Source organism: Kiloniella laminariae (genome assembly GCF_027214005.1).
GTDB classification, from domain to species: domain Bacteria; phylum Pseudomonadota; class Alphaproteobacteria; order Kiloniellales; family Kiloniellaceae; genus Kiloniella; species Kiloniella laminariae_A.
In genome coordinates this window covers 86,548-113,542 of sequence record NZ_JAPWGY010000005.1, presented here as the reverse complement: position 1 = coordinate 113,542, position 26,995 = coordinate 86,548, and the positions used below count along the sequence as shown (strand labels likewise).

Genomic DNA, 26,995 nt, shown 5'->3' with positions numbered 1-26,995 from the left:
CGGCACCCATGAAGACAAATCAGGAATCTGTTCCGGTATCTTCCTTGCTGTCGCCATAGATGTGAAGCGGCTTGGCTTTACCCACAACAACCTCACTATTAATGACGATTTCCTCGACGCCCTTCAAACCAGGGAGCTCATACATCGTATCGAGAAGGATACTTTCCATGATCGAGCGCAGTCCGCGTGCTCCGGTTTTCCGATCGATTGCCTTCTTTGCAATCTCGAGCAAAGCCCCATCCGAGAAGCTAAGATTTACATTCTCCATTTCAAAGAGGCGCTTGTACTGCTTGACCAGCGCGTTCTTTGGCTGAGAGAGAATTTCGATCAGAGCATCAGCATCCAGATCTTCCAGAGTAGCAACAACAGGCAACCTTCCGACAAACTCGGGGATCAACCCGAACTTGAGCAGATCTTCCGGCTCGATTTCCCGCAGGATATCGCCCATACGACGCTCGTCAGGTCCCTGAACATCAGCACCAAATCCAATTGACGATCCCTTGCCGCGTGTCGAGATAATCTTGTCGAGACCTGCAAAGGCTCCACCACAGATAAAGAGAATGTTCGTGGTGTCGACCTGGAGAAACTCCTGTTGCGGATGCTTGCGCCCCCCCTGAGGAGGAACAGAGGCAACAGTCCCTTCCATAATCTTCAGAAGCGCCTGCTGGACACCTTCCCCCGAAACATCCCGGGTAATCGAAGGGTTATCAGACTTCCTGCTGATCTTGTCGACCTCGTCAATGTAAACAATACCCCTTTGGGCACGTTCAACATTATAATCCGCAGACTGCAGCAGCTTGAGAATAATGTTTTCAACATCTTCTCCAACATAACCTGCTTCTGTCAGGGTCGTTGCATCTGCCATGGTAAAGGGCACATCAAGAATACGGGCAAGCGTCTGGGCCAAAAGCGTTTTACCGCAACCCGTCGGACCAACCAGCATGATGTTTGACTTTGCCAGTTCCACATCGCCAGTTTTATTCCCGTGCGCCAGTCGCTTGTAGTGGTTATGCACCGCGACCGAGAGAACTTTTTTGGCGTGCGTCTGACCAATGACATAATCATTTAACACATCACAGATATCCTGAGGCGACGGCACGCCGTCACCTGATTTTACCAGTGATGATTTATGTTCTTCACGAATGATATCCATACAAAGTTCGACACACTCGTCACAAATAAAGACGGTGGGTCCCGCAATAAGCTTGCGAACTTCATGCTGGCTCTTGCCACAGAAGGAACAGTAGAGAGTATTTTTCGAGTCGTTACCGCTCGATTTTGACATTACGTTTGAGCCTCGAAATCAATTCCCAACAAGGGTATGTTGACAGACAGATCCGACCCACACAATGGTAAATTGTCCATAATCAAAGCAAATTTCGGATTAAAACCCTTCACATTCGCCTTCTTTCCCAAAGGATAACAAACCTTCGTTAATGAACTCTTCCCAAGAGGGAATTCACCATGCTGCGTATCGGATCCGCACTTATCAGGATGAAGAACCTTCACTCTCCACATCAGCCTTCCGGTGTGAAACCACCTCATCAATCAGACCGAATGCCAAAGCTTCTTCCGGAGACATGAAGTTATCACGCTCCATACCAGCCTCGATTTTCTCAATCGGCTGTCCTGTGTGTTTGGCGTACAGGTCATTCAGACGGGATCGCGTCTTGATGATTTCCTTGGCATGGATCTCAATATCTGTTGCCTGCCCCTGGAAGCCGCCAGATGGCTGATGGATCATCACTTTGGCGTTTGGCAGGGCAAAACGTTTGCCCTTGGCCCCGGCCATCAGCAGAAGAGAACCAGCAGAAGCGGCCTGACCGACACAAACGGTCGACACCTGCGGCTTGATGTACTGCATCGTGTCATACATGGCCAAGCCAGCCGTCACAACGCCACCGGGAGAGTTGATGTAGAAGGAAATATCTTTTTTGGGGTTCTCGGACTCCAGAAACAGCAACTGAGCGCAAATCAGACTCGCTACCTGATCATGAACCTGACCAGTCAGAAAAATAATACGCTCTTTTAGAAGCCGGGAGTAAATATCGTAAGAACGTTCCCCTCTGCTCGTTTGCTCAACGACCATGGGGACAAGTGTATTCATAAATATATCGCGGGGATCACTCATGGCTTCCTCTTAGAAATACGCGTGTCTTGGACAACTTAACTCTATGTCTCAGAAAGTAATATGGGTTGCGCGATAGATTCGCACAACCCATACAAACACGTTAGCTTTCAAAAGCAGAATTCTTATGCTTCCGCGTCAGCCTTGGCTTTCTTCGCAGCAGGCTTTTTAGCCGGAGCTTTTTTTGCCGCTGCTTTCTTTGCAGGTTTTTCTTCTGAAGTCGAAACACCTTCAGCTTCAAAGGCCTTGCGCAGCTCGTCAGGAGACATTGATTTCTCGGTTACCTTGGCGAGATCTACAATGTAATTGACAACCTTGTCTTCAAAGACAGGAGCACGCAGATTGGCAATTGCCTGTGGGTTCTTCTGATAGAATTCAAAGACAGCCTGCTCTTGACCAGGATAGTTACGGGCTTCCTGCAGCAGTGCAGAGTTCAGCTCATCCTGCGTCACTTCAATCTGGTTCTTTGTGCCAACTTCGGACAACAACAGACCAAGGCGCACACGACGAACGGCAATCGCCTGATATTCTGCCTTCAACTCGTCATCTGATTTGGCAGCATCTTCTTCATCAAGCTTGCCCTGATCCTTGTCGGATTCAATCTGGCGCCAGATGCCTTCAAATTCAGACTCAACCATTGATTCAGGAACGCCAAAATCATGGCTTTCAGCAAGCTTGTCGAGCAAATCACGCTTCAGACGGGAATGTGCTACGCGGTCATATTCACCTTTAATCTGCTCGGCAACACGGGCTTTGAGCTTCTCAAGGTTTTCTTCGCCAAGCTTTTCGGCAAGGGCATCATCGATTTCAGCAGCAGCTGTTTCTTCGATATCCTTGACCTTCACTTCGAAAATCGCGTCTTTACCAGACAGTTTTTCGTTACCATAACCCTCTGGGAAGGTCACATTAACAGTCACGTCATCATCGACGTTCGCACCGACAACCTGGTCTTCAAAACCGGGAATGAACTGGCCGGAACCAAGCTCAAGCTTGAAATCATCCCCAGCCATGCCAGGAAGTGCTTCACCACCGACAGTTCCCTTGAAATCAATGGTAACAATGTCGCCTTCGCGCGCCTTGCGTTTGCGCTTAAGGGCCACGGTAGTCTTGTGGTTTGCTGCGATCCGCTCCAGCGCCTCATCAACTTCAGACGCAGGAACCTCAACAGAGATTTTTTCCAACTTCAGTGTCGAGAAATCCATTGGCTCAACATCAGGAATGATCTCGAAAGCGATTGTGTACTCAAGATCTTTTCCTTCATCGAAGGAAGTCACTTCGATTTTTGGCTGCATTGCTGGACGCAGGCTGCGCTCGGAAATAATATTCTGGGAAGTTTCATTCACCAGTGCTTCAAGCACTTCACCCATTACGGATTTCCCGTAACGCTGTTTGAGCATTGTCATGGGTACTTTACCTGGACGGAACCCAGGGAGCTTAACTTGTGAGCTCAACTCAACCAGACGGCTATCGATTTTTGCGTCGATGTCCGTGGCGGGTACGACCACCGTGAATTCGCGTTTCAGATTGTCCGCGTTAGTCTCAGTTACCTGCATTTGCCGGCGACGCCTTTCATAATATTCATGGCAATAACCTGAAAGGCGCAAAAGCAAGCTGCCCGGGCAGCGCTGGCCTTCCAGGGTCTTAACAATAATTTTCGAATGGTGCGGGAGAGAGGACTTGAACCTCCACGCCTCTCGGCGCCAGAACCTAAATCTGGTGCGTCTACCAATTCCGCCACACCCGCGCTCTTTTCGATTTTGGGGGTTTAATACATCCCCGCAGACTGCGCAACCAAGACTTTTCAGTTTTCAGACATTTTTTTCTGATTACTGGCCTCAAGAAAAGAAATTCAATTCGATATCTATATTTATCAGTATGTTAACAGGAATATCAAATGTAGCCGTCAGTTCTGACCAAAGACTTCCTGCAACAGCTCCGTTGTTCTGGCCGCCGGATTCTGGCGAATCTGCTCTTCCTCTTTTGCCAGGTAATAAAACAACCCTTCAAGAGCCTTTCCCACTGTATAGTCAGTCAAATCATCGGTAATGTCCGGTACAAAAGGAATAGTTTTATAATCCGAAATCATTGCGTTGTAAGTCTTTAGGGCCCCTACGTCGACCAGACTTTCACTGACAACCGGCTTGAATTTCTCAGTAAGTAACGGTGTCATTTTTTGCTGAAAATACCGGGTTGCTGCATCCTTTTCCCCTTCGTAAATGCGCTGAACATCTTCCATCGTCATTGCTGAAATCGCTTCAACAAAAAGAGACTGAGCCTCAAGGGCTGCCTTTTCCGCCCCCTGATTGAGCTTGGCTTCAAGTTCATCAGCCATTGCGCCTTGCCCAATAGCCTGCAAAGCCGTTTTGACGGTCTGAAGATTTTGAGGAAGAGGAATGTGAATAGCAGGGTCTGCAGTATAACCACCGACCTGACTGATCTGGTCGACAACTTTCCCGGAACCGATACGCAATGCTTCTTTGAGACCAGATGATACTTTTTCAGAGGAAAGTTTTGCCCCACTCTGTTCTGCCCCTGTATCCCCAGTGAAAAGCTTAAGCCCCTGATCAAGAAGATTTCCCTGCGCCAGGGCGATCTGAAATGTCAGTAAAGAGAAAAACGGAAAAAGTATAAATCCACGCAGCATGAACCCCTCCTGATAGTCAACATGAGAGGATCAGACACCCCTCTTTGTTCAGGAGGGATAGCGACTTTCCACAACAAGCGAAAGGTATCTGTTAAAAACAGAGGTTTCCCGGGTATGGGGTGGCTTTCTCGCACCGATTCAAGCAAGAGAGGATAGGATTGAAGGCTGACTTAAACGGCCTGGCGATAGCGCTCGGAGAAACTTGATATTCCAAGTGTCCGGTAATCCTCAAAGCCGGTCAGATGGTCCCCGTCCACAGAAATGGAGAAATGCACATGGGGTATACCAAAGGTATCCACTTGAACCTTCAAGACCTTTGCCGTCTCGATGACCCGATGAGGACCAATATAACGGTAACTTCCACCGACTTTTACCTCGTCAGAATTACGCCTTACCTTACGGATGCTATCTATAAATGACATGACTTTACCTGTAGCAACAAACACACTTCATCAAAACGTTGCACCAAGAATGACAGAAAGCAATTAATTAAAAGTAAATAGAAAGATCAAATACTTGGGAATTTTTCTATTAATACAAACCACAACTAACACGAGACAATAAGAAGTATTATTTATTAAAAAATCCGGCAGATACTTCTTTTATGGCAAAAACCAGATCTTCTGCGAGCATCCCCCTGCCGGCAAATTTGGCGGCCTCACCATGAAACCAGACAGCGGCAGCAGCAGCCTCGAATGCAGGCACCCCCTGGGCCAGTAATCCGCAAACCATTCCCGCCAGAACATCACCGGTTCCCCCTTTTGCCAGCCAGAAGGGGGCATTAGTGTTGATCACCAGACGTCCGTCTGGTGCCGCAATCAGACTGTCCGCCCCCTTGAGCACAACAATACAGCCTGCTCGCCGGGCTGCAGTTCGAATGTTTTCGATTCTACTCTGCTTCAGATCCGGGAAAAGCTTTCTGAACTCACCATCATGTGGAGTAAGAACTGTTTTACTGTGGCAAAGCGCAAATAATTCGTCAGGATCTTCTGAAAAAATGCTCAAGGCATCAGCGTCCAGCACGACAGCCCGATCCGGATCGGCAGCAGAAGAACGCACTTCGGCAATAACCTCTCCTGAACTTCCGGCCCCTGGCCCGACAAGAACCGCATTTTTCCGCTTATCCATCAAAAGCGTTTCCAGCGCGCCACTTTGCTCCCTCCCCTCAACAATCAGACTTGGAGAGGTCAGGGCATAAATCTGCCTGTCTGCCAAAGGACAGGAGACCGTGACAAGCCCGGCTCCCACACGGAGCGCTGCCAAAGCAGCAAGGCGTGCTGCACCGGACATCTCACCCCCATAGATTACCGCATGCCCGAAATGATATTTATGCTTATCAAAACTGACGTCCGGCAATACCCGCTGCCATAGAGCTGGAGAGTTCTCGGCCACTTTCGGCTCCAGGGTATCAAGGCAGCTTTTATCTATCCCGATATCAGCCAGGATCATCTCACCACAATGTGCTCTTGCTGGAAAAAGCAGATGTCCGGTTTTTTTTCTGAAGAATGTCACCGTCCTGGAGGCCACAAATGCACCCGCACCAATCACTTGCCCTGTATCTCCGCTAATGCCGCTTGGCATATCAACCGAGACGACTTCTTTGCCAACCGACCAGGCAGCAAAATCACGGAATCGTTTTTCCAAAGGTCGCGACAACCCTGCACCGAACAAGGCATCAACAACCAACGCACTTTCATTAAAATCCTGCTGGCTCAGAGAATAAAGAATGCTCCCAGACCAACGCTCAGCCATAAAAGATGCATCGCCGCTCAACTTCTCCTGCTCAATCGACAGAAATAGCTTCACCTCCCGGCCACTTTCTTTAAGAAGCCTGGCTGCGACAAAACCGTCTCCACCGTTATTGCCAGGACCACATAATACAAGAACCTGCCCCTCGCAGCGGCAGGACTGCACAACCTCTGCCACTGCTGCCCCGGCCCGTTCCATCAGCGTCCTTCCAGAAACTCCGCCCTGAATCGCAAAACGATCCGCAAGATACATTTCCTCCACAGAAAGAAGCGGTGTTTTGTTCCAGCTCATTTTCAAGGTTCCTGATTACGGTAGGAGAACTATATTACGGTCGGGAAACTATAATGCGTGTATCATGCGCCACGGAATACAAGCCCTGGATCTCTATCATATTCTATCGACGGGGATTTGGCTTTGGTTTTGCTGCAACATCACGATCGTTCCCCCCGTATCGGCGAGGATTGCGCAAAGGAATAGGCGCCATCTCGTCCAGAGAGGCAATCTCCTGCTCCCCGGCCATCTTCTCCGTAATCGTCATGGCAGGCTGATCCGATGCGGTAGAGTGGCCAGGGCTTACAGCAGGACTGCCTGACAATACCTTAGCGGCTGCATCATCCAAAGCGGTATCAGCCCCAGCCACTGAAACAGTTGTTTCAGATTCTCGCTGCAAGACAGTAAGCTTTTCGCCGCCATCCTGTAGAGCAGGCAGATTTTTTTCTTTGGGTTTTATCTTGTCTACCAGCGCCAGACGGTCAAGCATCTGCTTTGCCCTGGAATCCCCGGATTCAAGAGCAAGCTGATACCATTTCTCCGCCTGTTTCTGATCAGGAGGAACAGTTATTCCCAGTCTGTACACCTCACCGAGGGCAAACTGGGCGCCAGATTCATTGCCGTTCGCAGACTGGTGGAACCAGAATACTGCCTGGGTTAAATTCCGCGGAACTCCCTCGCCCCGTAAATAGGCCAACCCCAGATTATATTGCGCCATGGCATGATCAGCCTGCGCAGCTTTTTGCCAGTATTCAACCGCCTTTTCTTGACTTGGAGCAAGCCCCTTCCCCTGGGCATAAAGCCGCCCCAGATTATTCAAGGCAGCCACAACATTCTGATCCGCTGCCTTTTGATACCAGTGGATCGCTTCCTGATAGTGCGGCGTCACATCCGCTCCCTCAGTTTCAAAAAGCTTCCCCAGGCTGTACTGCGCACGGGCATCTCCCGCCTCAGCCAAGGGCAGCCAATAGGCGGTCGCCGCAGACAAGTCACCACTTTCGTAAGCACCTACCCCCTTCAAATATTCATCAGACATGGCCGAAGAAAAGGTAAAGAGAATAATACCGCATGCTGATGCGATGCCTAAAAGGGCCTGTTTCATTGCTTCATACTCTGATAAAACGAACTGCTTCATCAGAGTTTATATGCAGAAACAATATGGCTCAACCAAGGCCTTATTTAATCTACAGCCGGTTTTAATCTACAATCGGCTTATTTAATCTGTGCCGGAATATCCTTGTCAGGATATAGCGCAAGGCAAGTGTACTGCAGAAGCTTCTCTCGATCGCCGGAAGACATGATCACACGCACGCCGATCTGATCCCCTCTGTGCCACATAACCTCTCCCTTGAATTCTCCAGCGATCGAATGGGTCAGGGTTACCTGCTCACCAACTTCGGCAAATTCATCATTACTCTTGAGGCAGAACCCGCCAAAAGAAAGGTCAGCGATCGTCGTAATGACCACCTTCCCTTCCCGGTCGACCACTTTCAAAGAGATGGGATCAGAAGCAGGAAACCGGGGAGCCATTCGACGTTCTTCGGCTGAAAGCCCGTTGTTTTCCATTACCCTTAGCCTTTTCAAAACGATATTGATCCCCAGCAGGATAAATCGAAACTGACTAAATAGTCGTTAACCAGAACCGTCAGGCAATCTGCCAATTCTGACGACCACCATAAAACCCCGCAATAAAACAGGGAAACGGGATATCTGATACAAAAAAACGCGGCGCCTGAGGCTGCCGCGTTTTTTAGAAATCATGGGGTGGCTGAGGGGACTTGAACCCCCGACCCCCGGTACCACAAACCGGTGCTCTAACCAACTGAGCTACAGCCACCATAAGATCATTGCTCACCGAAACAAGTTCGGCTGATGAGCGCGTTTTATACACAACAGACAAAGGCGTCAAGCACAACTGCGCTCCAGTTTTAAAATTCTTGATTACTGGCTTTTTCCAATAGAGATCAGCCAGAAAGAATCGAAAACCCAGGCCCGCTTGATGATGAACCACAAAACCCTTCAAGACCCAAAACATAACGTCAATGAGCTGCTATTCGAATCCTGACCTGTCTTTAACAGAACGACCCAACCTTGATCAGCTGATGACGATCGAGCCAACCCGTGTCTTCTGCACAAAAATAATCATACCGCCTATTTATTCTACATATTATGTCTATTTTTTAAGCACCCGGCGCGTAACAGGCTTATAAAGCTGATAATTTCCGGAAAAGAAAAGTTGGCATACATCCTGCAGTACTATGTACAAAATAGAAATGGACGAAAGAGCCACCCCCTCTTGCTGCTGGAGCATTCGGACAGATGAAAAAGATCGAAGCGATCATTAAACCCTTTAAACTCGATGAAGTGAAGGAAGCTCTTCATGAAGTCGGAATCAAAGGGATCACCGTAACCGAAGCCAAAGGTTTTGGACGACAGAAAGGCCACACAGAACTCTATCGCGGTGCCGAATATGTTGTCGACTTTCTTCCAAAGGTCAAAGTTGAAATCGTTATCGAAGACGAACTTGCAGAACGTGCCACAGAAGCCATCCAACAGGCTGCACAGACAGGTCGTATCGGTGACGGCAAGATTTTCGTCAGCACAATTGACGAAGCCATCCGTATCCGGACAGGGGAACGCGGCAGAGATGCCATCTGATCCTGCCTCCTGAATCATCAAAAAAATACCTATCAAAACAAAGGAAAGAGTTTATGTCTGACGTGCAGAGCGTCCTTGACATGATCAAGGAAAACGAAGTCGAGTTTGTTGATTACCGGTTTACTGACCCACGCGGTAAATGGCACCACATGACCATGTGTGCATCCGCTGTTGGCGAAGATGAACTGGATGAAGGGATCCTGTTCGACGGTTCCTCCATCGAAGGCTGGAGAGCGATCAACGAATCAGACATGATCATCAAGCCTGACCTTACCTCCGCCGTGATGGATCCTTTCTCTGCACAGGCACAGATCATTCTTACCTGTACTGTGTACGAGCCCGATTCAGGCCAGCTTTACAACCGTGATCCTCGCGCAACTGCTGTTCGTGCAGAAGCCTATCTGCAGTCAACCGGCATTGGTGATACTGTATATTTTGGCCCGGAAGCCGAATTCTTTGTTTTCGATAACGTTCAGTTCGACACCAACAGCCATCACAGTTTCTTCAAGCTGGATGACGAAGAGTCACCACACATGAACCGTGCAGAGCAGGATGGTGGCAATTGTGGTCACCGCCCGCGCGTCAAAGGCGGCTATGTTCCAGTAGGCCCTGTAGATACAGGGATCGACTTGCGTGCAGAAATGGTTACTGTCCTGAAAGCCATGGGCGTTACTGCTGAAAAACACCACCACGAAGTTGCTCCTTCTCAGCACGAACTTGGTGTGAAGTTCAATACGCTTGTGCGCGCCGCTGACGAAATGCAGATCTACAAATATGTGGTTCACAACGTTGCCCACGCCTATGGCAAGACCGCAACCTTTATGCCAAAGCCGATCTCCGGCGATAACGGCTCAGGCATGCACTGTCACCAATCGATCTGGAAAGACGGCAAGGCAATGTTTGCTGGCGAAGGCTATGCCGGTCTTTCTGAAACCTGCCTCTATTACATTGGCGGCGTTATCAAACATGCCAAGGCCCTGAACGCCTTCACCAACCCTTCAACAAACAGCTACAAGCGTCTGGTTCCCGGGTTTGAAGCTCCTGTTCTGCTGGCCTATTCAGCAAGAAACCGGTCTGCTTCCTGTCGTATTCCACACGGTTCGAACCCAAAAACCAAACGTGTTGAAGTGCGTTTCCCTGATCCCGTAGCCAACCCGTATCTGGCCTTCTCTTCCCTGCTGATGGCTGGCCTGGACGGTATCCGCAACAAGATCCACCCGGGCGAAGCCATGGACAAAGATCTCTATGATCTCCCGGCAGAAGAACTCAAGGACATTCCAACTGTTTGCGGTTCTCTGCGCGAAGCTCTCGAAGCTCTCGAAGCTGATCACGAGTTCCTTTTGGCCGGCGATGTCTTCTCCAAAGACCAGATTGATGCCTACATCAACCTGAAATGGCACGAAGTACAGCGCTTTGAAATGGCGCCACACCCGATCGAATTCGATATGTATTACAGCGCTTAAGACTGTTTGACTGATTACTTTCGGTTTCTGTAACACCCCTGCAAGGCACAGAAACCAGAGTATCAAGAAACTATAAAGCCCCCCGAAGCGTTCGGGGGGCTTTTTTCTGTTGTCGAGCACTCCCCTTGTACAGGCGACTTCTGCCAACCACAAAACAAGGGGTTGGCCCTATCAAGGCCAACCCCTTTTTATTCAGGCAGACAAGGGAGCCAGGCTTCCTTGAGAAGTAATTAGCCATACGGTCCTTTGAGCCCGAGCTTTTCAACCAGCGTGATGTAGCGGTTGCTGCTCAGGGTTAGCTGGGCACCATAGCGCTCGACCAGATCCTGACGACGATCAGCATCCTTGGTTACAGACAAGGCACCCCAGATTGCAACCATGTCTTCGGTCAGCTTGCGAAGTTCTGCGGCGGCCTCATCATCAGCGGCAACAGCAACAAGAGCATTTGGCGTAACTTTACCAACCCCGTTCACCGTTGTTGCCCCGGCATCACTATAGCCTGCTGGCAGATCACCCTTGAGGTTCATTACAGACTTGAACTGGATCACATCAAAAATCTGATCAACAGCCTGTTTTGCTCCCTGGACACGGGACATGTGTTCAGTATCCGCTGCGGCATGCGGCAGGAGCTCAAGCTTGTCCCCATGGCGTTCAACCAGATCAAGATATGGAACCATTGGCCCGCTCAGGCTACCATTTTCTGCATTTTTGAACAGATCTGCATCAATCGCAGCGTAACGAACCTTGCCGGAAGTCAGGGCCGCATCAAGTGCAGGTACATTAATCACTTCACCGCGGTCATAGTTCACGATGACAGCCCCGTCATTGAGCATCGAGAGAACAGATTCTCCGACCAGACTGTCATTGGCAAATTTGCCAGTTGCAGCATTTAAAGCGCCAAGCCCTGTATGCGGGCTGAGAACATCCGCTCCCTTGGCGGCTTCTTCTGCAGTTTCCGCATAGATAAAGCCTTCTGATTCAATCCAGGCTTTGTGGTGTGGACGGGCATGAATTGCCACTTCCATACCAAAAGCCTTGCCCAGATGCGCAAGCTCACGCCCGATATTACCATAGCCAATCACAGCCAGACGCTTGCCTTCAAGCTTCTCTGTCGGGAACTTGCAAAGATCCTTACCGGTATCGAAATCACCCGCAATAACCAGCTTGTGCATTTCGTTCACAGGCAGATCAGGCATCACTTTCAACAGGGCCTTCATCGCCATCTGGGCTGTCGCCCGACTGTTAAAGCTCGGTGTGTTCATCAAAGGTGCCTCACCGCCGACACCGTTACCACCGCCCCAGGAATCAGATCCCATATTGCCTGTACCTGCGCCGATACGCACACCACCATGCTTGAAAACAGACGCTTTTGGCAGGAAAGTCGCTGCAACGATCGTTGCATCATACTGCCCCTTGTCAGTCTGTGGCAGCAGTTCTTCTTCCCTGCTCAGGTCTGGCTGATAAGAGAAGTGAATTTTGCCAGATTCAAGCTTGGCATCAGGGGCAATAGGTCCCTCATGAAACACACCGCCTTTGGCTTCGATATACCGACGCACTTCAGAGTGATCCGGCTTGCCTTGAGCATCGAATTTCAATCCGACCAGATCCGCAACGAGCACTTTATAGGCCTTGTCCGGATCATCCTGACGCACTTTGACATTGGCACTGGTTGCGGCAGCGGCTTCGAAAGTCACGCCCTGCTCGGCAAGAATCTCTTCCAGAACAACGATCTTGGCCCGGTGATAGGCATACTCAAGGTTCTCGAGCAGCGCCACAACATCAGCCGCAGGGCGAATTCCGCCAATCCAGGCACGATAATCACCCGGTGTTCCCGGAAAAGCATTCACATAGCGCGCAACATCAAGACCTTTTTCATGCTCACCATTAGGGTGTGTCAGGCCTTCATATCCAAGTATCTGCTTGGAACGGGCAATGATTCGGGCGTGCAGCTCCGGATCAGCCGTATTGCCTTCAGTGACCTTGAGCAATGTAACCGCAGCCCCGCGGTTATCCGGATCAGCGACACCGAGCTCCAATGTTGGATTGTTATCAATCCACTCATTGATCTTTTTCCGGTTTTCAATAGAGCGTTTGTTCATTTCCCGGACAGAACCAATTGATTTTTCGGCCCGGAGCAGCCCGAATGTTGTCTCGGCAAAAGCAAGCGTGGAATAGGTATTGATAATACCTCCCAACATCTTGTGCTCGGCCGGATCATATACGGGTCCGAGAGCAAAGGTTTTCTCACTGCTCAAAGGATGTCTGGCATCCTTGGGAACAGCGATCTTCAACTGACGTGGAATGGCCCAGGAAGGATCTTTCTGGTTCGCATCGATCAATGCCATTGCTTGCGGGGTATAGGATGCAATGAAATAGCCGGAAATCCCACCGATTGCCTTCTGGAACGGCATGAACATACAGCACTTGTCAAGAACAGCGGAAACAACCTCTTCAGCCCAGGGCATGGCGCCCAGCATGGAAGTACTGTCGATGATTGCATGATGTTCTGCCGGATTGCGATCAATCCATTCGAGCAGGTTTTTAATTTCGGATTCTTTGTAAGTCGTCGCCCCCGTGGTCTCATGACCAACACCGACAAAAATCTTGGTCCCCAGCGCCACCAGTTCGTCAGCTGTCGGAATAGAGCCCTCGCCATCGCTAAAGCTGATACGATTTACATCGCCTTTTGCTGCGAACTGCTGCAACTCGAGGATCTGGGATCCCCAGGACTGACGGAAAAACCCACCAGCTTTGGCTTCTTCGGATTCAGGACGAGGCGTATCAACATACAACCGCTGGCTCTCGTCATTGGCATTCATCAAATGCAGAATGGAAACCGTAAAACCGCTGTGGCCGCCCCCCAGGCCAATAGCCATCTTGTTTTTCTTCGGGAATTCGAAATAGCGATGAATTTCACGGGCCATGTCCAGCAACACCTTGTCGGCAGGGTATCCCCGGTGCATGCTGCGACCAATTTCCGAAGTGGTGAAACTGCCGATACGATTGCCGCGATCATCAACCTTGGCGTAGTTGCTTTCCAGCCAACTGTCGAACTGAAAACGCAGACGGCGACCATCTACCTCATCAGAGGTCATGTCTGTAATCGGCCCTACACCAAAGAACTGGTTCGATGTCCTTTTGGGTGCTCCGTTCGCTGTAATTACCATTGACGCTGCGCGTTGGGCCTTAAGGTCATCAATCGTAGGCATGGCTTTAGTTCCCCTGTATTTTCATTGGCTTTTGTGGTGTGGCCTGTAGGTATATAAGACCCCTTGTTCTGTTCCTAATCCAAGAAACAAAACACCTGATCCGCTATTGAAATCAATCGAGATCTAGGTTCTTTTTCGACAACATTTCAGCTGCAGAAAAACCTGGGTAATCCCGATGCCTCTATCCAGGCTGTTCAATGAATATATATACTTCCCAGTCGCACGCCGGATGTCGCTGAAAGCGCAGCCTAATGTGGCAAATACGACCAAGCCCTCTTAAAAATGGCGCAGTTCTGGGTGTTTCACCCATATTTTGGCCACAACCACGACAGAGCAACCGGGCTATTCAGATCAGCAATCTGCAAACAAATAATGCAAGACCAGACTTGATGTCGCTCTATTTTCAGCTTGTTAGCAGGCGACAGAAAGTCTTGATCTTCACCTTGAAATTTTATCAGGCAATCTTCTTGTTCCACAGAGGATCAAGACATTTTAACCCTGTGACAAGGTCTCGGTATCAAGACCGGCAGTAAAATAAAGTCGCACAAGATCAGGCAGGCTCCTCGCTTCAAGCTTTTCCATTATTCTGGCCCGGTGAACCTCAACTGTACGGGTACTGATGCTCAGTTCATAGGCAATGATCTTGTTCTGCAGTCCCTGAACCAGTTTTTTAAGCACCTCGGTTTCTCGCGGTGTCAGCTTTGCCAGAATTTCCTCGGCATTCTGACGCTGGTTAGCTTCTTTTTCATGGCTCAGGCTATCCTGTAAAGCCTCAGAGACCACAGAAATGATTTCCGTATCCGAGAAAGGTTTTTCAACAAAACCGAAAGCCCCCGCCTTCATTGTTTCGACGGCTTTGGGGATATCACCATGTCCGGAAATCATTACAACAGAAAGACTGCTGTTGGCCTCGCGAATTTTTTTGAGCACCTCGACCCCGTTCATCCCCGGCATACGGATATCCAGCAAGACACATCCCGATGTCGCCAAAAGATCTTCGGCAAGAAATTCCTCACCGGAAGAAAAGGTGCTGGTCGCGGCCCCTAATCCCGAAGATTGTAGAAGCATCTGCGTAGATTCACGTACAGCATCATCGTCATCAACAATGTATATATACATCTATCAACCTTTTACATTTCACATTGCCCTGTAAATCAAACAACCGGGTAACTCAAACAACCGGGTGGATCAAATAACCGGGCCATTCAGATGACGGGAAATACTCCCGACCTGCCAAAGGGCTTGATCATACAGGGCTTCCTGCAGCCAACGAAACCTGTGTACAAGAATGTGTTGCTTCTATTTACTCTGCTATACAACACATGAAAACGTTGCATGGTACTAAGCACATGACAAGGTAGATCAAAAGGTATTTCAGTTCAATCTCATGAGGAAGAACAACCCAGCTCTTGCGTTCCTAATGCGACATCTGACATTGAGCCGCTTTCTGGTTCTTATCGTCATGACGACGGTCTTTGTCCGCTTTTATGATCCCTGGCCATTGCAACTCTTGCGCCTGAATATCCTCGACAGCTATCAGCAAATCAGCCCCAGACAAACAACTTCTGATCAGATCGTTCTGGTACAGATCGATGAAAAAAGTCTGATGACCCTCGGGCAGTGGCCCTGGCCCAGAGATCTCCTGACAGAACTGATTGAGCAGATCATCAGGCAGAAACCGAAAGCTTTGGGGATAGACATCCTCTTTCCCGAAGCGGACAGAAGTTCACCGGAACAAATCGCCCTTTCAAATCAGCACCTGCCAGATAATTTGAAACAGCAACTGGCTCTCGTCCCTTCCAATGATCAGAAATTAGCAATCAGCATTACAGGGCATCCGGTTGTTCTCAGCCTGGCTGCAGGATTTGGTCCGGAAAGTAACATCCCCTCTCCCAACCTGAACAAAATGGTCATGATTGGCAAAGATGGTCGAAGAGTACTCCCGGCAGTCAGTAATCTCCTGCGCAATATCCCTCTTCTGGACGAAGCCGCTACGGGCCAGGGGATCTCCAACCTAGCTCCAGACCAGGATGGGCTGATCCGGAAAATTCCACTGCTCTATAACATCAATCACAGCCTGATCCCCTCATTTGAAACAGAAATACTTCGCGTTGCCTCCGGGACTGTATTCGGGGAAACCCTTATGACAGAATCCGAGGTTAAAAAAGTCAGGATTGGCCCCTACAACATTCCAACAGATCAACATGGCCATGCCTGGATCCATTTTACGCCAAACAGCAACATCCAACATGTTTCAGCCTGGCAGGTTCTCGCTGGAGAAACAGCGGACAACCTCTTTTCGGACAAGATTGTTCTGCTTGGCGTGACGGCAGTGGGCATTGCCGATTATACACTCTCTCCTACCGGCGAAAATCTGTCCGGCCTGTCTTTTCACGCTCAGGCTCTCGACAGCATTCTGACCAATTCCCTGCTCGTCAGCACGCCAGCCGTTATGGCAATTGAACTGGGATTGTTCCTTGTGATCGGTCTTTCATTGATTTTTATTGCCCTGCGTTACAGTGCACTGGAACTGACAGTCACCTTCGCCGTTCTTGGCTGGACGACGGTATTGCTTTCCTGGGGCGGATTTTATTTTCACGGCTTCCTCATTGACCCGACACTGCCCTTTTTACTTATCCTGGTAATGTTTCTCGTATCAGCCACGTCAGGGTTCATTACGGAACAGCGCCAACGGCACTTTGATGCTCTCGAAGCCGCCAAACGCGAACGCGAAAAGGAATCCCGTATTCGTCGGCTGCAAAATGAACTCATGCACACCATTGGTAAAAGTTCCGTCCAGAAACTCTCCTCCTCAATTGCGCATGAGATGAACCAGCCTATGGCAGCGATTTGCAATTACACAAACACTGCCAAAAGACTTCTTGAAAATGCTCAAGCTGATCCAGAAACACTAAAACCGGAATTGCTTAAAACAGTGCTCGAAAAAATTCTGGCTCAAGCCCACCGGGGCAACGACATTCTCAAGAGCATCAGAGAAGTCGCCGAAACCGGCAGCACGACAGTCAGGGCCGTTGATATCAACCAGATTATCCAGGAAGAGATTGAGCTCATTCGTGATGTCGGAAGCAGTGATCTGGTGACACTGTATTTCGAAAGAACCCCTGAACTTCCTGCAGCCAGCGCAAACGAAATCCAGTTGCACCAGGTCGTGATGAATCTGATCCGTAATGCCATGCAGGCCATTATGGAAAGTGGTCAACAGGGGAATATAACCGTTCGAACAAGTCTGACAGAAAACGACATGATCCTGGTTTCCATCAGAGACACAGGACCTGGCCTGAGCAAGGCTGAAATAAAGAACCTTTTCAAACCCTTCTATACCACCAAGATGCACGGGATGGGTCTGGGACTCTCGATTTGCCGCTCAATCATCGAGGCTCTTGGCGGGTCACTCTGGGTGGAAAAGAACAATGAAGTGGATCAGAAAGATAAAAGGGGAGCCGTCTTTCTCTTCACCCTCCCCCTCGATCAGGAAAAAAGCTGATCACTTTTCCCCACTGTATTTTGGCACGATGTGTTTTTATCTCAGAACCATTACGACCCGACGGTTCAAAGCCCGCTGGTCAAGCCCTTCGTCAGCCGCAAGCGGACTGTCTTCACCAAGAGATTTGATATCGATCAAAGAAGAAGGAATCCCATTATCAACCAGCTTCTGACGCAACGTATCTGCCCGCTTCAAGCCAAGCTCACGGTTATACTCAATTGAACCGGTTGAATCGGTATGCCCGATCAGACTTATATCCACCGTCTCACGCGTTTTGATGTTTTCCAGAACCCGGGTAAAGATCACATCAGAATCTCCGGTAAGTTCTGTGCTATCAAAGCCAAAAAAGAAAATGAAGTTCAGAGGTTTGGGAGGCTGCGCCGCTTCGGTTTCCGCAGTCAGCTTTGCCACGGTCTCCGCTTTGAGCTCTCGCGCCTTCTTTGGTGCTTTTTGACGGGGAACTTCGACCACAGAATTGGCCGCCACAAGTGTGGCTTCTCCCTGGGCATTGCTGACACTGGCTTGCCCGACAGTCCCGTCTTCTTCAGCCAAGAGGATAACATAGTTCCCACGAGGGGCCGAACAGGCTGCCAACAATAACAATGACAGGGGAAACAGGAACCTGATAAGGGGTTTATCTAACATCGTAAGCCTCTTCCTTGTCCGTTATTGCTCTGCGTTGATGAACAGTCTTGTCCCGCGGACAGTCACTGTTCCTGCTGGCGTGGTGATCCTCAACTCTTCCTCGGGTTTTTTGGTCAACTTGGCGATCAACCCGGAAATGTAGAGCAAGGTTCCTTCAAACAACTCAACAGCAAAAGCCAGTTGATTATTATCCGGATCGAACTCGAAATTTTCCAATCTCAGCTGACTGCTGCTACCAAGGGAAATCAGGGTATTGTCTCGGAAGGAAACCCCCAAAGAGGACTCTTTACTGGTTTTCAGTATATCTGCTTTGAACAGAGGATCTCCGAGGTTAAGAGGCCGTTCTTCACCTTGCTGTATTGCAATGCAGGTACCGTTGACCACCTTGACGTAAGCGATCGGGCTCTCTTCCGCGCGTACTGAAAAGCAAAACATGTTTGCCAAAATCAAAGCGAAAAGAAAAGAACAGGATATCTGTATTTTCCGGGAAGCTATCGCGGAAGATTTTACAGAGGATGTCACTGACAACACCCTGGATAACATACACGATAAGATCATAGTATCAGAACCTCGGGTTTTGAGTACAGTCGTCTACGATAGTCTAAAATATGTCAAATTTCTTCTTCTGATTGCACCATCAACAGGATCGCGACAACAAACTGGATTATAGTGATACCAAACAGGGAGAAGGCTTTACAACAGAAGAGATCGATTTTCTGTTCGGTTATATCAATTAGATCAATTGTTTATTTTTTTAACTACAACTCCAGTGATTACCTGTTGAAGAGATATTCTGTTCCAGTTCGATGGGAAGAATACAGATTTTCCTGCAAGGTTTACTGGTTGGTGTATTGGCTGGTTTACTGGCAAAAATCCGTCCTGCCTGATCCAGACGTCAGGAGAATAAGGGATTTTAGCAATGATTATCAGAATATTTCCAAATATATCGATTTGGCGTATACTCCTGCCTGCACTTTGCGGCAAAAAGTGTAAAAATTACCAAAATAGCAGCCGAAATATATGGGAAAAGTGGCTTTGGCTGGTCTCTGCTTCAGGGTCGACACCCCACAGATAACCCTGGGAGATAACCCTGGGCATGTTCAAAGAAACCGTTGCCTCAAGAAAAAACACCTATAACGCTACTCACTGAAATAATTTTAAAGACTTACGTGTAAATCAGTGTTATTGGCTTTAGAGTTAATATTTTATTAACCATACTTGCGCCGGGATCACCTGATGTATATCCCCCCTCTTTACACTAGGACGGGAACATTGATTACCCCAGAGCCCCCGCCGAACAGGGGACTGGCTTTCAAGGCTGCAAAAGAGACGGTACTGGAAATACAGGCCACAGACAAATCGTCGAACAGCACAAAAAAACTCCTGCCTCCACCTTCAGATGGGCGTGGCAGTCGGGTTGATATTCTGGTTTAAAAAACAGGGGGCGAGAAAGACTGCCTGGTTATTTATCCGATACGATTATCCCGCAAAAAATCGTCCGTACAACCACCTCTGCCTGAGAAGACTTATATGAAATCCCTCCAGCCTCCGTGAAGGTATCAGGAAAACCACCAGCCAGATTAGGGGGTGAACAAGGTGGGAATATAAGATCCAGATGTTAGATACAACAAAAGCGCGGTCTAAAAGAGCCGCGCCTTTGTTGTATGCCCGCTGTCTTGCAATCAAGACTCAGGCAGCTATAGCTTAAGCAGCAATACCCTCGCGCCAAGCTGTCGAGGACTTGCAGGTTTTGCAAATGCGCTCACCAGGCCATTCGCTCACGAATTTTTCCCGGCACTTCAGGCAGTTACGCTTCTTTTTTTCATACACCCGGTCAGAAACCGGCTTTGTATTGGACTGATCGCTCATTCATCCCTCCGTAGGATCCGGCAACTTACGCCTCTACGAATTGTCGTCAGGGTCATACAGACACAATTCTCATTCCTTCCGAAGAAGAAACAGCCTCCAGGCCCTATCAAGAGCCAACACAAACGATACACAACTCCGACAGAGCAGCGACGTGTAAAACCGAAGAGGATGTGACTAGAAATCCTTTTCGGTTACATATCCGGCTGCGTCAGTGATTGTAGCGATTCCGACAGTAGACCACAAAAACAGCATGCAGATCAATACGGAACGGAGACACACCAAAGGCGCTTTGTGCAATGCACAACTATTAAATAAGGGATGTTGGAAAAAAAATCAACTGCAGTCCTGTTATATCTGCCATGTCTTTTTCAATCCGGGCACAGGATTTTATTCCAGAACAACAATTTTCTCAATGCCACCAAGGCCATGGACCTTGTCATGCGCACGAACAATTACCTGCGTGACCCCTTGGGGTAAAACCACGCCAGACAGAGAGCGGGTAAAGGGTTGCTCGTTCTCATGAGGATGGTGTAGCACACGTGTGCCAAGAACCAAGCCCTCTGGTGAAACTATTTCCCATTTGTCTGCATAGTGGTCCCAGCCTGTGTCATCATGTCGCACAGAAACATTGAATCGCCAGCTGCCTCCCTTCTCTTTTACAGCTTCAACAGACAGCACATCCGCTTCTCCTGCCATAGCGGTTATGGGAAGTACCGGGGCAAAGATAAAAGAAGACAACAGAGAAGCAGTAAAAACAATCAGGTTCCGGCGGTTCAATCTACTCTCCTTTTTCCCCTCAGTCCGCTGGCTTATCCAGCTCTGATGACCTGACAACACTACCTGCCTGATGCCAGAGGTCAAACCGGGATCATCTTGTAATAATCATGCCTTTGCGCAAACCGCTCAAAAAAACGGAGGAAGACAGGTAGCAAAGACCAGCGGCCCCACCTCAAACTGCCGGGATCTGTCCTGGATTGGGCTCCAAAATACAACTAGAATATAACCAGAATATAAGGGGGGGATAGAGAGGGGTACAGAAACAGGAATCGGGGCCAAAATGTAGGCGGGCACCTGGTCAGGAATCTGGCTCTCCCCTCCCGGATAGCGACCTGGTTATCGATGCCACCCTTCTGGCAGAATAAATGATCTATCCCCCACAAGAGCATCTTGCCTTCCTTTTCTCGCCACCACATAATGCGCCCTATGTCAGACCTATTTCAATCCGCCCCACAGACCGATTCCCCCGTTGAATACTCAGCCAAGGATATCGAGGTCCTCGAAGGACTAGAGCCCGTTCGCCATCGCCCCGGTATGTATATCGGCGGCAACGATGAACGCGCCATGCATCACCTTGCCGCCGAGGTGCTCGACAACTCCATGGATGAAGCGGTTGCCGGGCATGCGACCCGAATCGATATCGACCTTGCCGCGGATAACGTCATCACCATCCGCGACAACGGCCGCGGTATTCCGGTTGATCCGCACCCGAAGTACAAAGACAAATCCGCGCTCGAAGTCATCCTGACCACGCTGCATTCCGGGGCCAAGTTCACCCAGAACGCCTACGCGACATCGGGGGGACTGCACGGCGTCGGGATTTCAGTGGTCAATGCCCTGTCCGATGCCATGTCGGTGGAGGTTGCCCGTGACCGCAAGGTCTTCAAACAGGACTACAGCCGCGGTCATCCCGTGACCAAGCTGGAGCTGATCGGCAATACCAACAACCGTCGCGGCACCAGCATCACCTTCCATCCGGATGAAGAGATCTTCGAGGAAGGCAGTCATTTCCGCCCGGCCCGCCTGTATAAAATGGCACGATCCAAGGCCTATCTCTATCGCGGTGTCCAGATCCGCTGGACCTGTGACCCGGCACTGGTCGAGGGCACAAAGACACCCTCGAACGAAACCATACACTTTCCCAACGGCCTGAAGGACTTCATCACGGGTGAGCTGGGCAGCCGTACGGCGATCACCGCCGACAGCTTTGCCGGCGAAGCCAGCTTTCCCGATAACGAAGGCCGGGTCGAATGGGCGATCTGCTGGCCGCGCGACGAAGACGGCTTTGTCAATTCCTACTGCAACACCATCCCGACCCACGACGGCGGCAGCCACGAAAGCGGCATGCGCAGCGGGTTGTTACGCGGCCTCAAGTCTTATGGCGAACTGACCGGAAACAAGAAAGCGGCCCAGATCACCGCCGATGACCTGATCAATGGCGCGATTGCCGTGCTCTCGACCTTTATCCGCGACCCGCAGTTCCAGGGACAGACCAAGGACCGTCTTGCCACCCCGCTGGCGGCAAAGCTGGTCGAGGCCTCGATCAAGGATCACTTTGATCTCTGGCTCTCCAGCAACCCGGAAAGCTCGCGCGTCCTGCTGGAGCGGATTATCGAACGCTCCGAAGAACGCCTGCGCCGACGCATGGACAAGGAAACCAGCCGCAAGACCGCGACGCGCAAGGTTCGCCTGCCCGGCAAGCTGGCCGATTGCAGCAGTGGCAAGTCAACTGACACCGAAATCTTTCTGGTCGAGGGTGATTCCGCGGGTGGCTCAGCCAAACAGGCCCGCGATCGGAAAACCCAGGCAATTCTGCCCCTGCGCGGCAAGATCCTCAACGTGGCCTCAGCCACGGCGGACAAGATCAAGGCCAACCAGGAAATCGCCGACATCATCCAGGCGCTGGGCTGTGGCACCAAAGGCCAGTTTGACAAGGACAAGCTGCGCTATGAGCGCGTTATCATCATGACCGATGCGGATGTCGACGGCGCGCATATTGCCTCGCTGCTGATGACCTTCTTCTATCAGGAAATGCCCGGCCTGATTGAAAGCGGCCATCTCTATCTGGCCATGCCACCGCTCTATCGCCTGACCCAGGGCAGCAAAACCGTCTATGCCATGGACGATCAGGACCGCGAGCGGCTGGAAAAAACCCATTTCGCCGGACGGGGCAAGATCGATGTCAGCCGTTTTAAAGGTCTGGGCGAGATGCCACCGCGCCAGCTCAAGGAAACCACCATGGACCCGGCCAAGCGCACCCTGCTGCGTGTGACCATCCATCACAAGGATGACTTTGACCCGGCAGAAAGCCAGCGCGACGCCGCCGACCGGGTCAACTGTCTGATGGGCAAAAAGCCGGAACTGCGTTTCAACTTTATTCAGGAAAACGCCAGGTTCGTCTCCAACATCGATATCTAGACGCCCCTGATTTCAAACCGAAAACGGACCAGAGATATCCTTCTCTGGTCCGTTTTTTTGTATCGGCTCTGAGGCCTTCCTACGCAGCAAAGCTGTCCAGATGATCCTGCGTCAGCTTGACCAGCCGGGTCTTTTCCGCCGGGGAAATAAAACTGGCCTCAACCGCGTTCAGGGTAAACTGGGCGATCTCGACATGGCTCATCGGGTGAGCCTTGGCGACGGCCAGGAAATTGGCGTTCATATAACCGCCGAAATAGGCCGGGTCGTCGGAATTGATTGTGACACAGAGCCCCTGGCGCAACAGCTCGACAATGTTGTGATCTTCCATCCGCGCGAACACCTTGAGCCGGGTATTGGACAGCGGACAGACCGTCAGCGGCGTGCGATCGGCAATCAGCTTTTGCACCAGATCGGCATCATCAACACAGCGCACCCCGTGATCAATCCGAGTCACCCCCAACAGCTCAAGCGCACCGTGGATGTTACTGGCGGGGCCTTCCTCGCCGGCATGGGCCACGGTCAGGAAGCCCAGCTCAAGCGCCCGGGCAAAAACCCGCTGGAATTTTTCCGGCGGATGGCCAACTTCGGATGAATCCAGCCCGACGCCGATAATCTTGTCCCGGTGCGGCAGCGCCTGCTCCAGCGTCTCCAGCGCGGCGGCCTCATCCAGATGGCGCAGGAAACACAGGATCAGCTGACTGGTAATGCCCAGCTCTGCCCGCCCCTGTTCCAGCGCGCGGTGGATCCCGCCGATAACAGTGTCAAAGGCAATGCCCCGGTCGGTGTGAGTCTGAGGATCAAAAAACACCTCGACATGCAGCACGTTATCGGCCTGACAACGCAGCAGATAGGCCCAGGTCAGATCATAGAAATCCTGCTCCTGGATCAGCACATTGGCGCCTTGATAATAGATGTCGAGGAAAGACTGCAGATTGTGAAAATCATAGGCCGCGCGCACTTCATCGGGCGAGGAAAAGGGGATCTCGACCCCGTTGCGCTTTGCCAGCGCGAACATCAGTTCCGGCTCCAGCGAGCCTTCAAGATGCAGATGCAGCTCGACCTTGGGCAGCTTTTCAATAAACTCTTTTGTGGGAATATCTGTCATGGACTTGCTCTTAACTTGTGTTGATCGAAATCAAGAGCTTTTCAGTCTGCGCGACCCGAATAAAACCATTATCTTAACAACATTCAGGCATACAAAGAGAAAAGCACTTAACGGGCTTTGCTCTTCGTAATCAGAATTTATCGGATCCTGGTAGAAACCCCCGAACCATATTATCGGGGTTATACGAAGTGAAGAAACCGATCCGGCACGCACCGGACTGACCTCAGTCCCCTGTTATATCCCTTTGTCGGACAAAGTTCAAGCAACCCGAAGCCTCCCCCTTCTGCCTGAACTCCAACCACCCCGAACCAGTCCTGAATCAGCCCTCTCTTCAGCGATCGATATGGGTTGCGATGATCACATGGGTCTGGACCCGCCTGACCAGGTCATGGGCGCTGAATTTCTCGGTCACCTCCTGCAGGCGTACGATCGTTGGCACCTGCACGATCAGCGTGGCGTCCAGCTCCCCCGTGGTTGACCAGAACTTCCGGATCTCCGGCATATGGCCAAAGGCCGCCTTGATCTTGCTGCAAAAGGCCCCCGTCAGGGTCAGCATGACCACGGCCTTGATTGTGCTTTGGGGTTCAACGGCTCCGGTACGGATGGTGTAGCCCTCAATCACCCCATCCCGTTCCAGCCGGGCGATTCGCTGGCGAACCGCTGTTGGCGACAGGCTGATGTTTCGGGCCAGTTCACTGATCGCGGTGCGGGAATCAGCTTCCAGTATCGACAGTATTTTTTGATCGCGATCATCAAGCTGATTTTTGGCCATTATGCGGAATCGAACCTTGCCCTGGTGGATATGACATCTTTGCGCAAAACAATGGCGCGATCGCCATATTGAGGAAAGACCTTATTTTCCGGATCATAGTCACCAGTTAACAACCAGGGAAACCCCGCTATGACAGATACAACAGACACGCCCCCGCCAGTCCTCCTGCTTATCGATTGGCAAAAGGGCTTCAGGGACTGGGACTACTGGGGTGGAAACCGCAACAATCCCGCCGCCGAACAGCACGCCGCCGCCCTGTTGGATCACTGGCGCGCCAAAGGCTGGCCCGTCGCCCATGCCCTGCATCACAGCCTCAGCCCGGACAGCCTGTTGCGACAGGAAAAACCCAGCGGAGCAATCATTCCGGAACTGGCACCTTTTGGCGAGGAAGCGGTTTTTGTCAAACGTCAGAACAGCGCCTTTGTCGGCACCGATCTGGATGGATTTTTGCGCCGCGCACAGGCCCCGCAACTGGTGATCGCCGGACTGACAACCAATCACTGTGTTTCAACCACGGTCCGGATGGCAGGCAACATGGATTATAAAGTGCGTCTGGTCGGCGATGCCTGTGCGACCTTCGACCGGACCGGGCCAGACGGCACCCTCTATGAGGCCGCCCTGGTCCATGCCATGTCTTTGTCAGATCTGCACAACGAATTCTGTCAGGTTGTCGCGACAAAGGATCTTTTGACGCCCTGAGGCCCCAATAGCGATAGGGATAGGGACAGGCCTCCCCTCTCCCCGACCGAAAAATCTCCAGAAACTGGAAATGGCGGCCCGGATATCGAGCCGCCATTCTTTCAAAAAGCTTCAACAGCGGGTTACTTAACGAACCACAGGGATCAACAGCCCCCTGTTCCTGCGCCCTGCCTGTCTTTTTGGCGAACGCTGGGCCGGTTACACCCCGCCATCCTAACCGGCACCATGTCCGCCGCTATAGGGTGATGGCTTCGACGGCGTCCAGCCCTCCAGCCGCCCGTCCAGAGGGCGGAACACCTCGACCTTCATCGGGTAACAGGTCGCGGCATCTCCCGAATGGGATGATCCACAATCCCCGCCCGGACAGGCCGACATGCCGCCCAGCAGATCGGTTTCGGCAAAAAATTCCAGATAATCCCCCGGTCGCACCGGGCTGGCTTTCATAAAGTACTGATGCGTGTCTTTGGTAAAGCCGGTGCACATAAAGACATTCAGCACATCATGGACCAGCAGCTCTGCCTCATCCATCGGCAGGGAACAATGCGCCGCCAGGGCGCGGGTCAGATTGGAATGACAGCAATAGTGATAATCCTTCCCCTGCAGCACCGCATGGGTATAGGGATCACAGCGCGTGCCGATCACATCGTGTACCGCACCGCCAAATTCATCAAAACCATACCAGTCCAGCGTGTCACGGGTTACCGTGGCCAGCGGACGCAGATGCGGCAGCGTACTCCAGAGCCGATCTCCGGTGCTGATATGGGTGCCGTGCAGCGCCCGGGTCTTGCCACTGAAAAAGCGCTCGGTCAGATCGTGACGGTTCCAGAAATTCAGATCACCAACCTGCGGTCCTTCAATCGAGACAATACGGACAAAGTGCCCCGCAGGCACCTCGAAACACCGGGCATCCCGCGGTGGAATATAGGTCTCCGCCACCAGTTCCATCCCCTCCCGCGCCCGGTCAAAAAACGCAGGGTCAAAAGCAGGCAAGGTCGTATTGGGATAACAGATCACCGGCGCAACCGCCTTGCGGGCTTCAGCATCTTTCGGGGCGGGATGGTCGTGGATGATTTTCATAAGCCTG

General features: G+C 50.9%; 23 protein-coding genes, 2 tRNA genes and 1 riboswitch. Of the genes, 6 read left to right on the top strand and 19 right to left on the bottom strand.

Going from position 1 to position 26,995, the window contains the following annotated elements; genetic code table 11:
• Positions 1 to 19 precede the first annotated feature (19 nt).
• The 10 genes from clpX to O4H49_RS14425 form a co-directional block, all read right to left on the bottom strand.
• Complete coding sequence (clpX, locus tag O4H49_RS14470; protein ID WP_020593651.1) at positions 20 to 1,285, bottom strand: ATP-dependent Clp protease ATP-binding subunit ClpX; 1,266 nt, start codon at positions 1,283 to 1,285, stop codon at positions 20 to 22.
• 204 nt (positions 1,286 to 1,489) lie between these two features.
• Complete coding sequence (gene clpP / locus O4H49_RS14465; protein WP_269424153.1) at positions 1,490 to 2,131, bottom strand: ATP-dependent Clp endopeptidase proteolytic subunit ClpP; 642 nt, start codon at positions 2,129 to 2,131, stop codon at positions 1,490 to 1,492.
• A 122-nt stretch (positions 2,132 to 2,253) separates the two neighbouring features.
• Complete coding sequence (tig, locus tag O4H49_RS14460; RefSeq protein WP_269424152.1) at positions 2,254 to 3,681, bottom strand: trigger factor; 1,428 nt, start codon at positions 3,679 to 3,681, stop codon at positions 2,254 to 2,256.
• A gap of 106 nt (positions 3,682 to 3,787) precedes the next feature.
• Positions 3,788 to 3,872, bottom strand: a tRNA-Leu gene (locus O4H49_RS14455).
• Positions 3,873 to 4,031: 159 nt separating this feature from the next.
• Complete coding sequence (locus O4H49_RS14450; protein ID WP_269424151.1) at positions 4,032 to 4,772, bottom strand: DUF4197 domain-containing protein; 741 nt, start codon at positions 4,770 to 4,772, stop codon at positions 4,032 to 4,034.
• 170 nt (positions 4,773 to 4,942) lie between these two features.
• The gene (locus O4H49_RS14445) at positions 4,943 to 5,194 is read right to left on the bottom strand and encodes a hypothetical protein (protein WP_269424150.1); all 252 of its coding nucleotides are present in this window, start codon (positions 5,192 to 5,194) and stop codon (positions 4,943 to 4,945) included.
• A gap of 148 nt (positions 5,195 to 5,342) precedes the next feature.
• Complete coding sequence (locus O4H49_RS14440) at positions 5,343 to 6,812, bottom strand: NAD(P)H-hydrate dehydratase (RefSeq protein WP_269424149.1); 1,470 nt, start codon at positions 6,810 to 6,812, stop codon at positions 5,343 to 5,345.
• 103 nt (positions 6,813 to 6,915) lie between these two features.
• Complete coding sequence (locus O4H49_RS14435; RefSeq protein ID WP_269424148.1) at positions 6,916 to 7,893, bottom strand: tetratricopeptide repeat protein; 978 nt, start codon at positions 7,891 to 7,893, stop codon at positions 6,916 to 6,918.
• Positions 7,894 to 8,003: 110 nt separating this feature from the next.
• Positions 8,004 to 8,357, bottom strand: a complete 354-nt coding sequence (locus O4H49_RS14430) for a PilZ domain-containing protein (protein WP_269424147.1) — start codon at positions 8,355 to 8,357, stop codon at positions 8,004 to 8,006.
• 194 nt (positions 8,358 to 8,551) lie between these two features.
• Positions 8,552 to 8,628, bottom strand: a tRNA-His gene (locus O4H49_RS14425).
• A gap of 482 nt (positions 8,629 to 9,110) precedes the next feature.
• On the opposite strand from O4H49_RS14425, the gene O4H49_RS14420 reads away from it, so the two are divergent.
• Positions 9,111 to 9,449, top strand: coding sequence for a P-II family nitrogen regulator (locus O4H49_RS14420; RefSeq protein WP_020593643.1), 339 nt, complete (start codon positions 9,111 to 9,113; stop codon positions 9,447 to 9,449).
• A gap of 53 nt (positions 9,450 to 9,502) precedes the next feature.
• On the top strand, positions 9,503 to 10,912 hold the full coding sequence (gene glnA / locus O4H49_RS14415; RefSeq protein ID WP_269424146.1) for a type I glutamate--ammonia ligase: 1,410 nt from the start codon (positions 9,503 to 9,505) through the stop codon (positions 10,910 to 10,912).
• Between the two features lie 230 nt (positions 10,913 to 11,142).
• Here the strand turns inward: glnA and O4H49_RS14410 are convergent, their stop codons facing one another.
• Both O4H49_RS14410 and O4H49_RS14405 read right to left on the bottom strand, forming a co-directional pair.
• Positions 11,143 to 14,121 carry an NAD(P)-dependent oxidoreductase gene (locus tag O4H49_RS14410; protein ID WP_269424145.1) on the bottom strand — a complete coding sequence of 993 codons (2,979 nt, stop codon included), beginning with the start codon at positions 14,119 to 14,121 and terminating at the stop codon, positions 11,143 to 11,145.
• 492 nt (positions 14,122 to 14,613) lie between these two features.
• Positions 14,614 to 15,240 carry a response regulator transcription factor gene (locus O4H49_RS14405; RefSeq protein WP_269424144.1) on the bottom strand — a complete coding sequence of 209 codons (627 nt, stop codon included), beginning with the start codon at positions 15,238 to 15,240 and terminating at the stop codon, positions 14,614 to 14,616.
• A 301-nt stretch (positions 15,241 to 15,541) separates the two neighbouring features.
• Between O4H49_RS14405 and O4H49_RS14400 the strand changes: the two genes are divergently transcribed.
• Positions 15,542 to 17,626, top strand: coding sequence for a CHASE2 domain-containing protein (locus tag O4H49_RS14400; RefSeq protein ID WP_269424143.1), 2,085 nt, complete (start codon positions 15,542 to 15,544; stop codon positions 17,624 to 17,626).
• 36 nt (positions 17,627 to 17,662) lie between these two features.
• Here the strand turns inward: O4H49_RS14400 and O4H49_RS14395 are convergent, their stop codons facing one another.
• Both O4H49_RS14395 and O4H49_RS14390 read right to left on the bottom strand, forming a co-directional pair.
• Positions 17,663 to 18,271, bottom strand: a complete 609-nt coding sequence (locus tag O4H49_RS14395; protein WP_269424142.1) for an OmpA family protein — start codon at positions 18,269 to 18,271, stop codon at positions 17,663 to 17,665.
• Positions 18,272 to 18,292: 21 nt separating this feature from the next.
• Positions 18,293 to 18,706: a FecR family protein gene (locus tag O4H49_RS14390; RefSeq protein ID WP_269424141.1), complete on the bottom strand. Its 414-nt coding sequence runs from the start codon at positions 18,704 to 18,706 to the stop codon at positions 18,293 to 18,295.
• 801 nt (positions 18,707 to 19,507) lie between these two features.
• On the opposite strand from O4H49_RS14390, the gene O4H49_RS14385 reads away from it, so the two are divergent.
• Entirely contained in the window at positions 19,508 to 19,705 is a 198-nt protein-coding gene (locus O4H49_RS14385) for a hypothetical protein (protein WP_269424140.1), read from the top strand.
• 270 nt (positions 19,706 to 19,975) lie between these two features.
• On the opposite strand, the gene O4H49_RS14380 is transcribed toward O4H49_RS14385, so the two are convergent.
• Together O4H49_RS14380 and O4H49_RS14375 are read right to left on the bottom strand one after the other, a co-directional pair.
• Positions 19,976 to 20,140: a hypothetical protein gene (locus O4H49_RS14380; RefSeq protein WP_020593633.1), complete on the bottom strand. Its 165-nt coding sequence runs from the start codon at positions 20,138 to 20,140 to the stop codon at positions 19,976 to 19,978.
• A gap of 387 nt (positions 20,141 to 20,527) precedes the next feature.
• Positions 20,528 to 20,917: a hypothetical protein gene (locus tag O4H49_RS14375; protein WP_269424139.1), complete on the bottom strand. Its 390-nt coding sequence runs from the start codon at positions 20,915 to 20,917 to the stop codon at positions 20,528 to 20,530.
• Between the two features lie 426 nt (positions 20,918 to 21,343).
• Here O4H49_RS14375 and parE point away from each other — a divergent pair, with 426 nt between their 5' ends.
• Positions 21,344 to 23,335, top strand: coding sequence for a DNA topoisomerase IV subunit B (parE, locus tag O4H49_RS14370; protein WP_269424138.1), 1,992 nt, complete (start codon positions 21,344 to 21,346; stop codon positions 23,333 to 23,335).
• 79 nt (positions 23,336 to 23,414) lie between these two features.
• On the opposite strand, the gene O4H49_RS14365 is transcribed toward parE, so the two are convergent.
• Positions 23,415 to 24,440, bottom strand: a complete 1,026-nt coding sequence (locus O4H49_RS14365; protein WP_269424137.1) for an adenosine deaminase — start codon at positions 24,438 to 24,440, stop codon at positions 23,415 to 23,417.
• Positions 24,441 to 24,547: 107 nt separating this feature from the next.
• Positions 24,548 to 24,647: riboswitch (purine riboswitch) on the bottom strand.
• 124 nt (positions 24,648 to 24,771) lie between these two features.
• On the bottom strand, positions 24,772 to 25,212 hold the full coding sequence (locus O4H49_RS14360; RefSeq protein ID WP_269424136.1) for an Lrp/AsnC family transcriptional regulator: 441 nt from the start codon (positions 25,210 to 25,212) through the stop codon (positions 24,772 to 24,774).
• Between the two features lie 129 nt (positions 25,213 to 25,341).
• On the opposite strand from O4H49_RS14360, the gene O4H49_RS14355 reads away from it, so the two are divergent.
• The gene (locus O4H49_RS14355) at positions 25,342 to 25,911 is read left to right on the top strand and encodes a cysteine hydrolase family protein (protein ID WP_269424135.1); all 570 of its coding nucleotides are present in this window, start codon (positions 25,342 to 25,344) and stop codon (positions 25,909 to 25,911) included.
• Positions 25,912 to 26,124: 213 nt separating this feature from the next.
• Here O4H49_RS14355 and O4H49_RS14350 read toward each other — a convergent pair whose 3' ends face one another.
• On the bottom strand, positions 26,125 to 26,988 hold the full coding sequence (locus O4H49_RS14350) for an urea carboxylase-associated family protein (RefSeq protein WP_269424134.1): 864 nt from the start codon (positions 26,986 to 26,988) through the stop codon (positions 26,125 to 26,127).
• Positions 26,989 to 26,995: the final 7 nt, after the last annotated feature.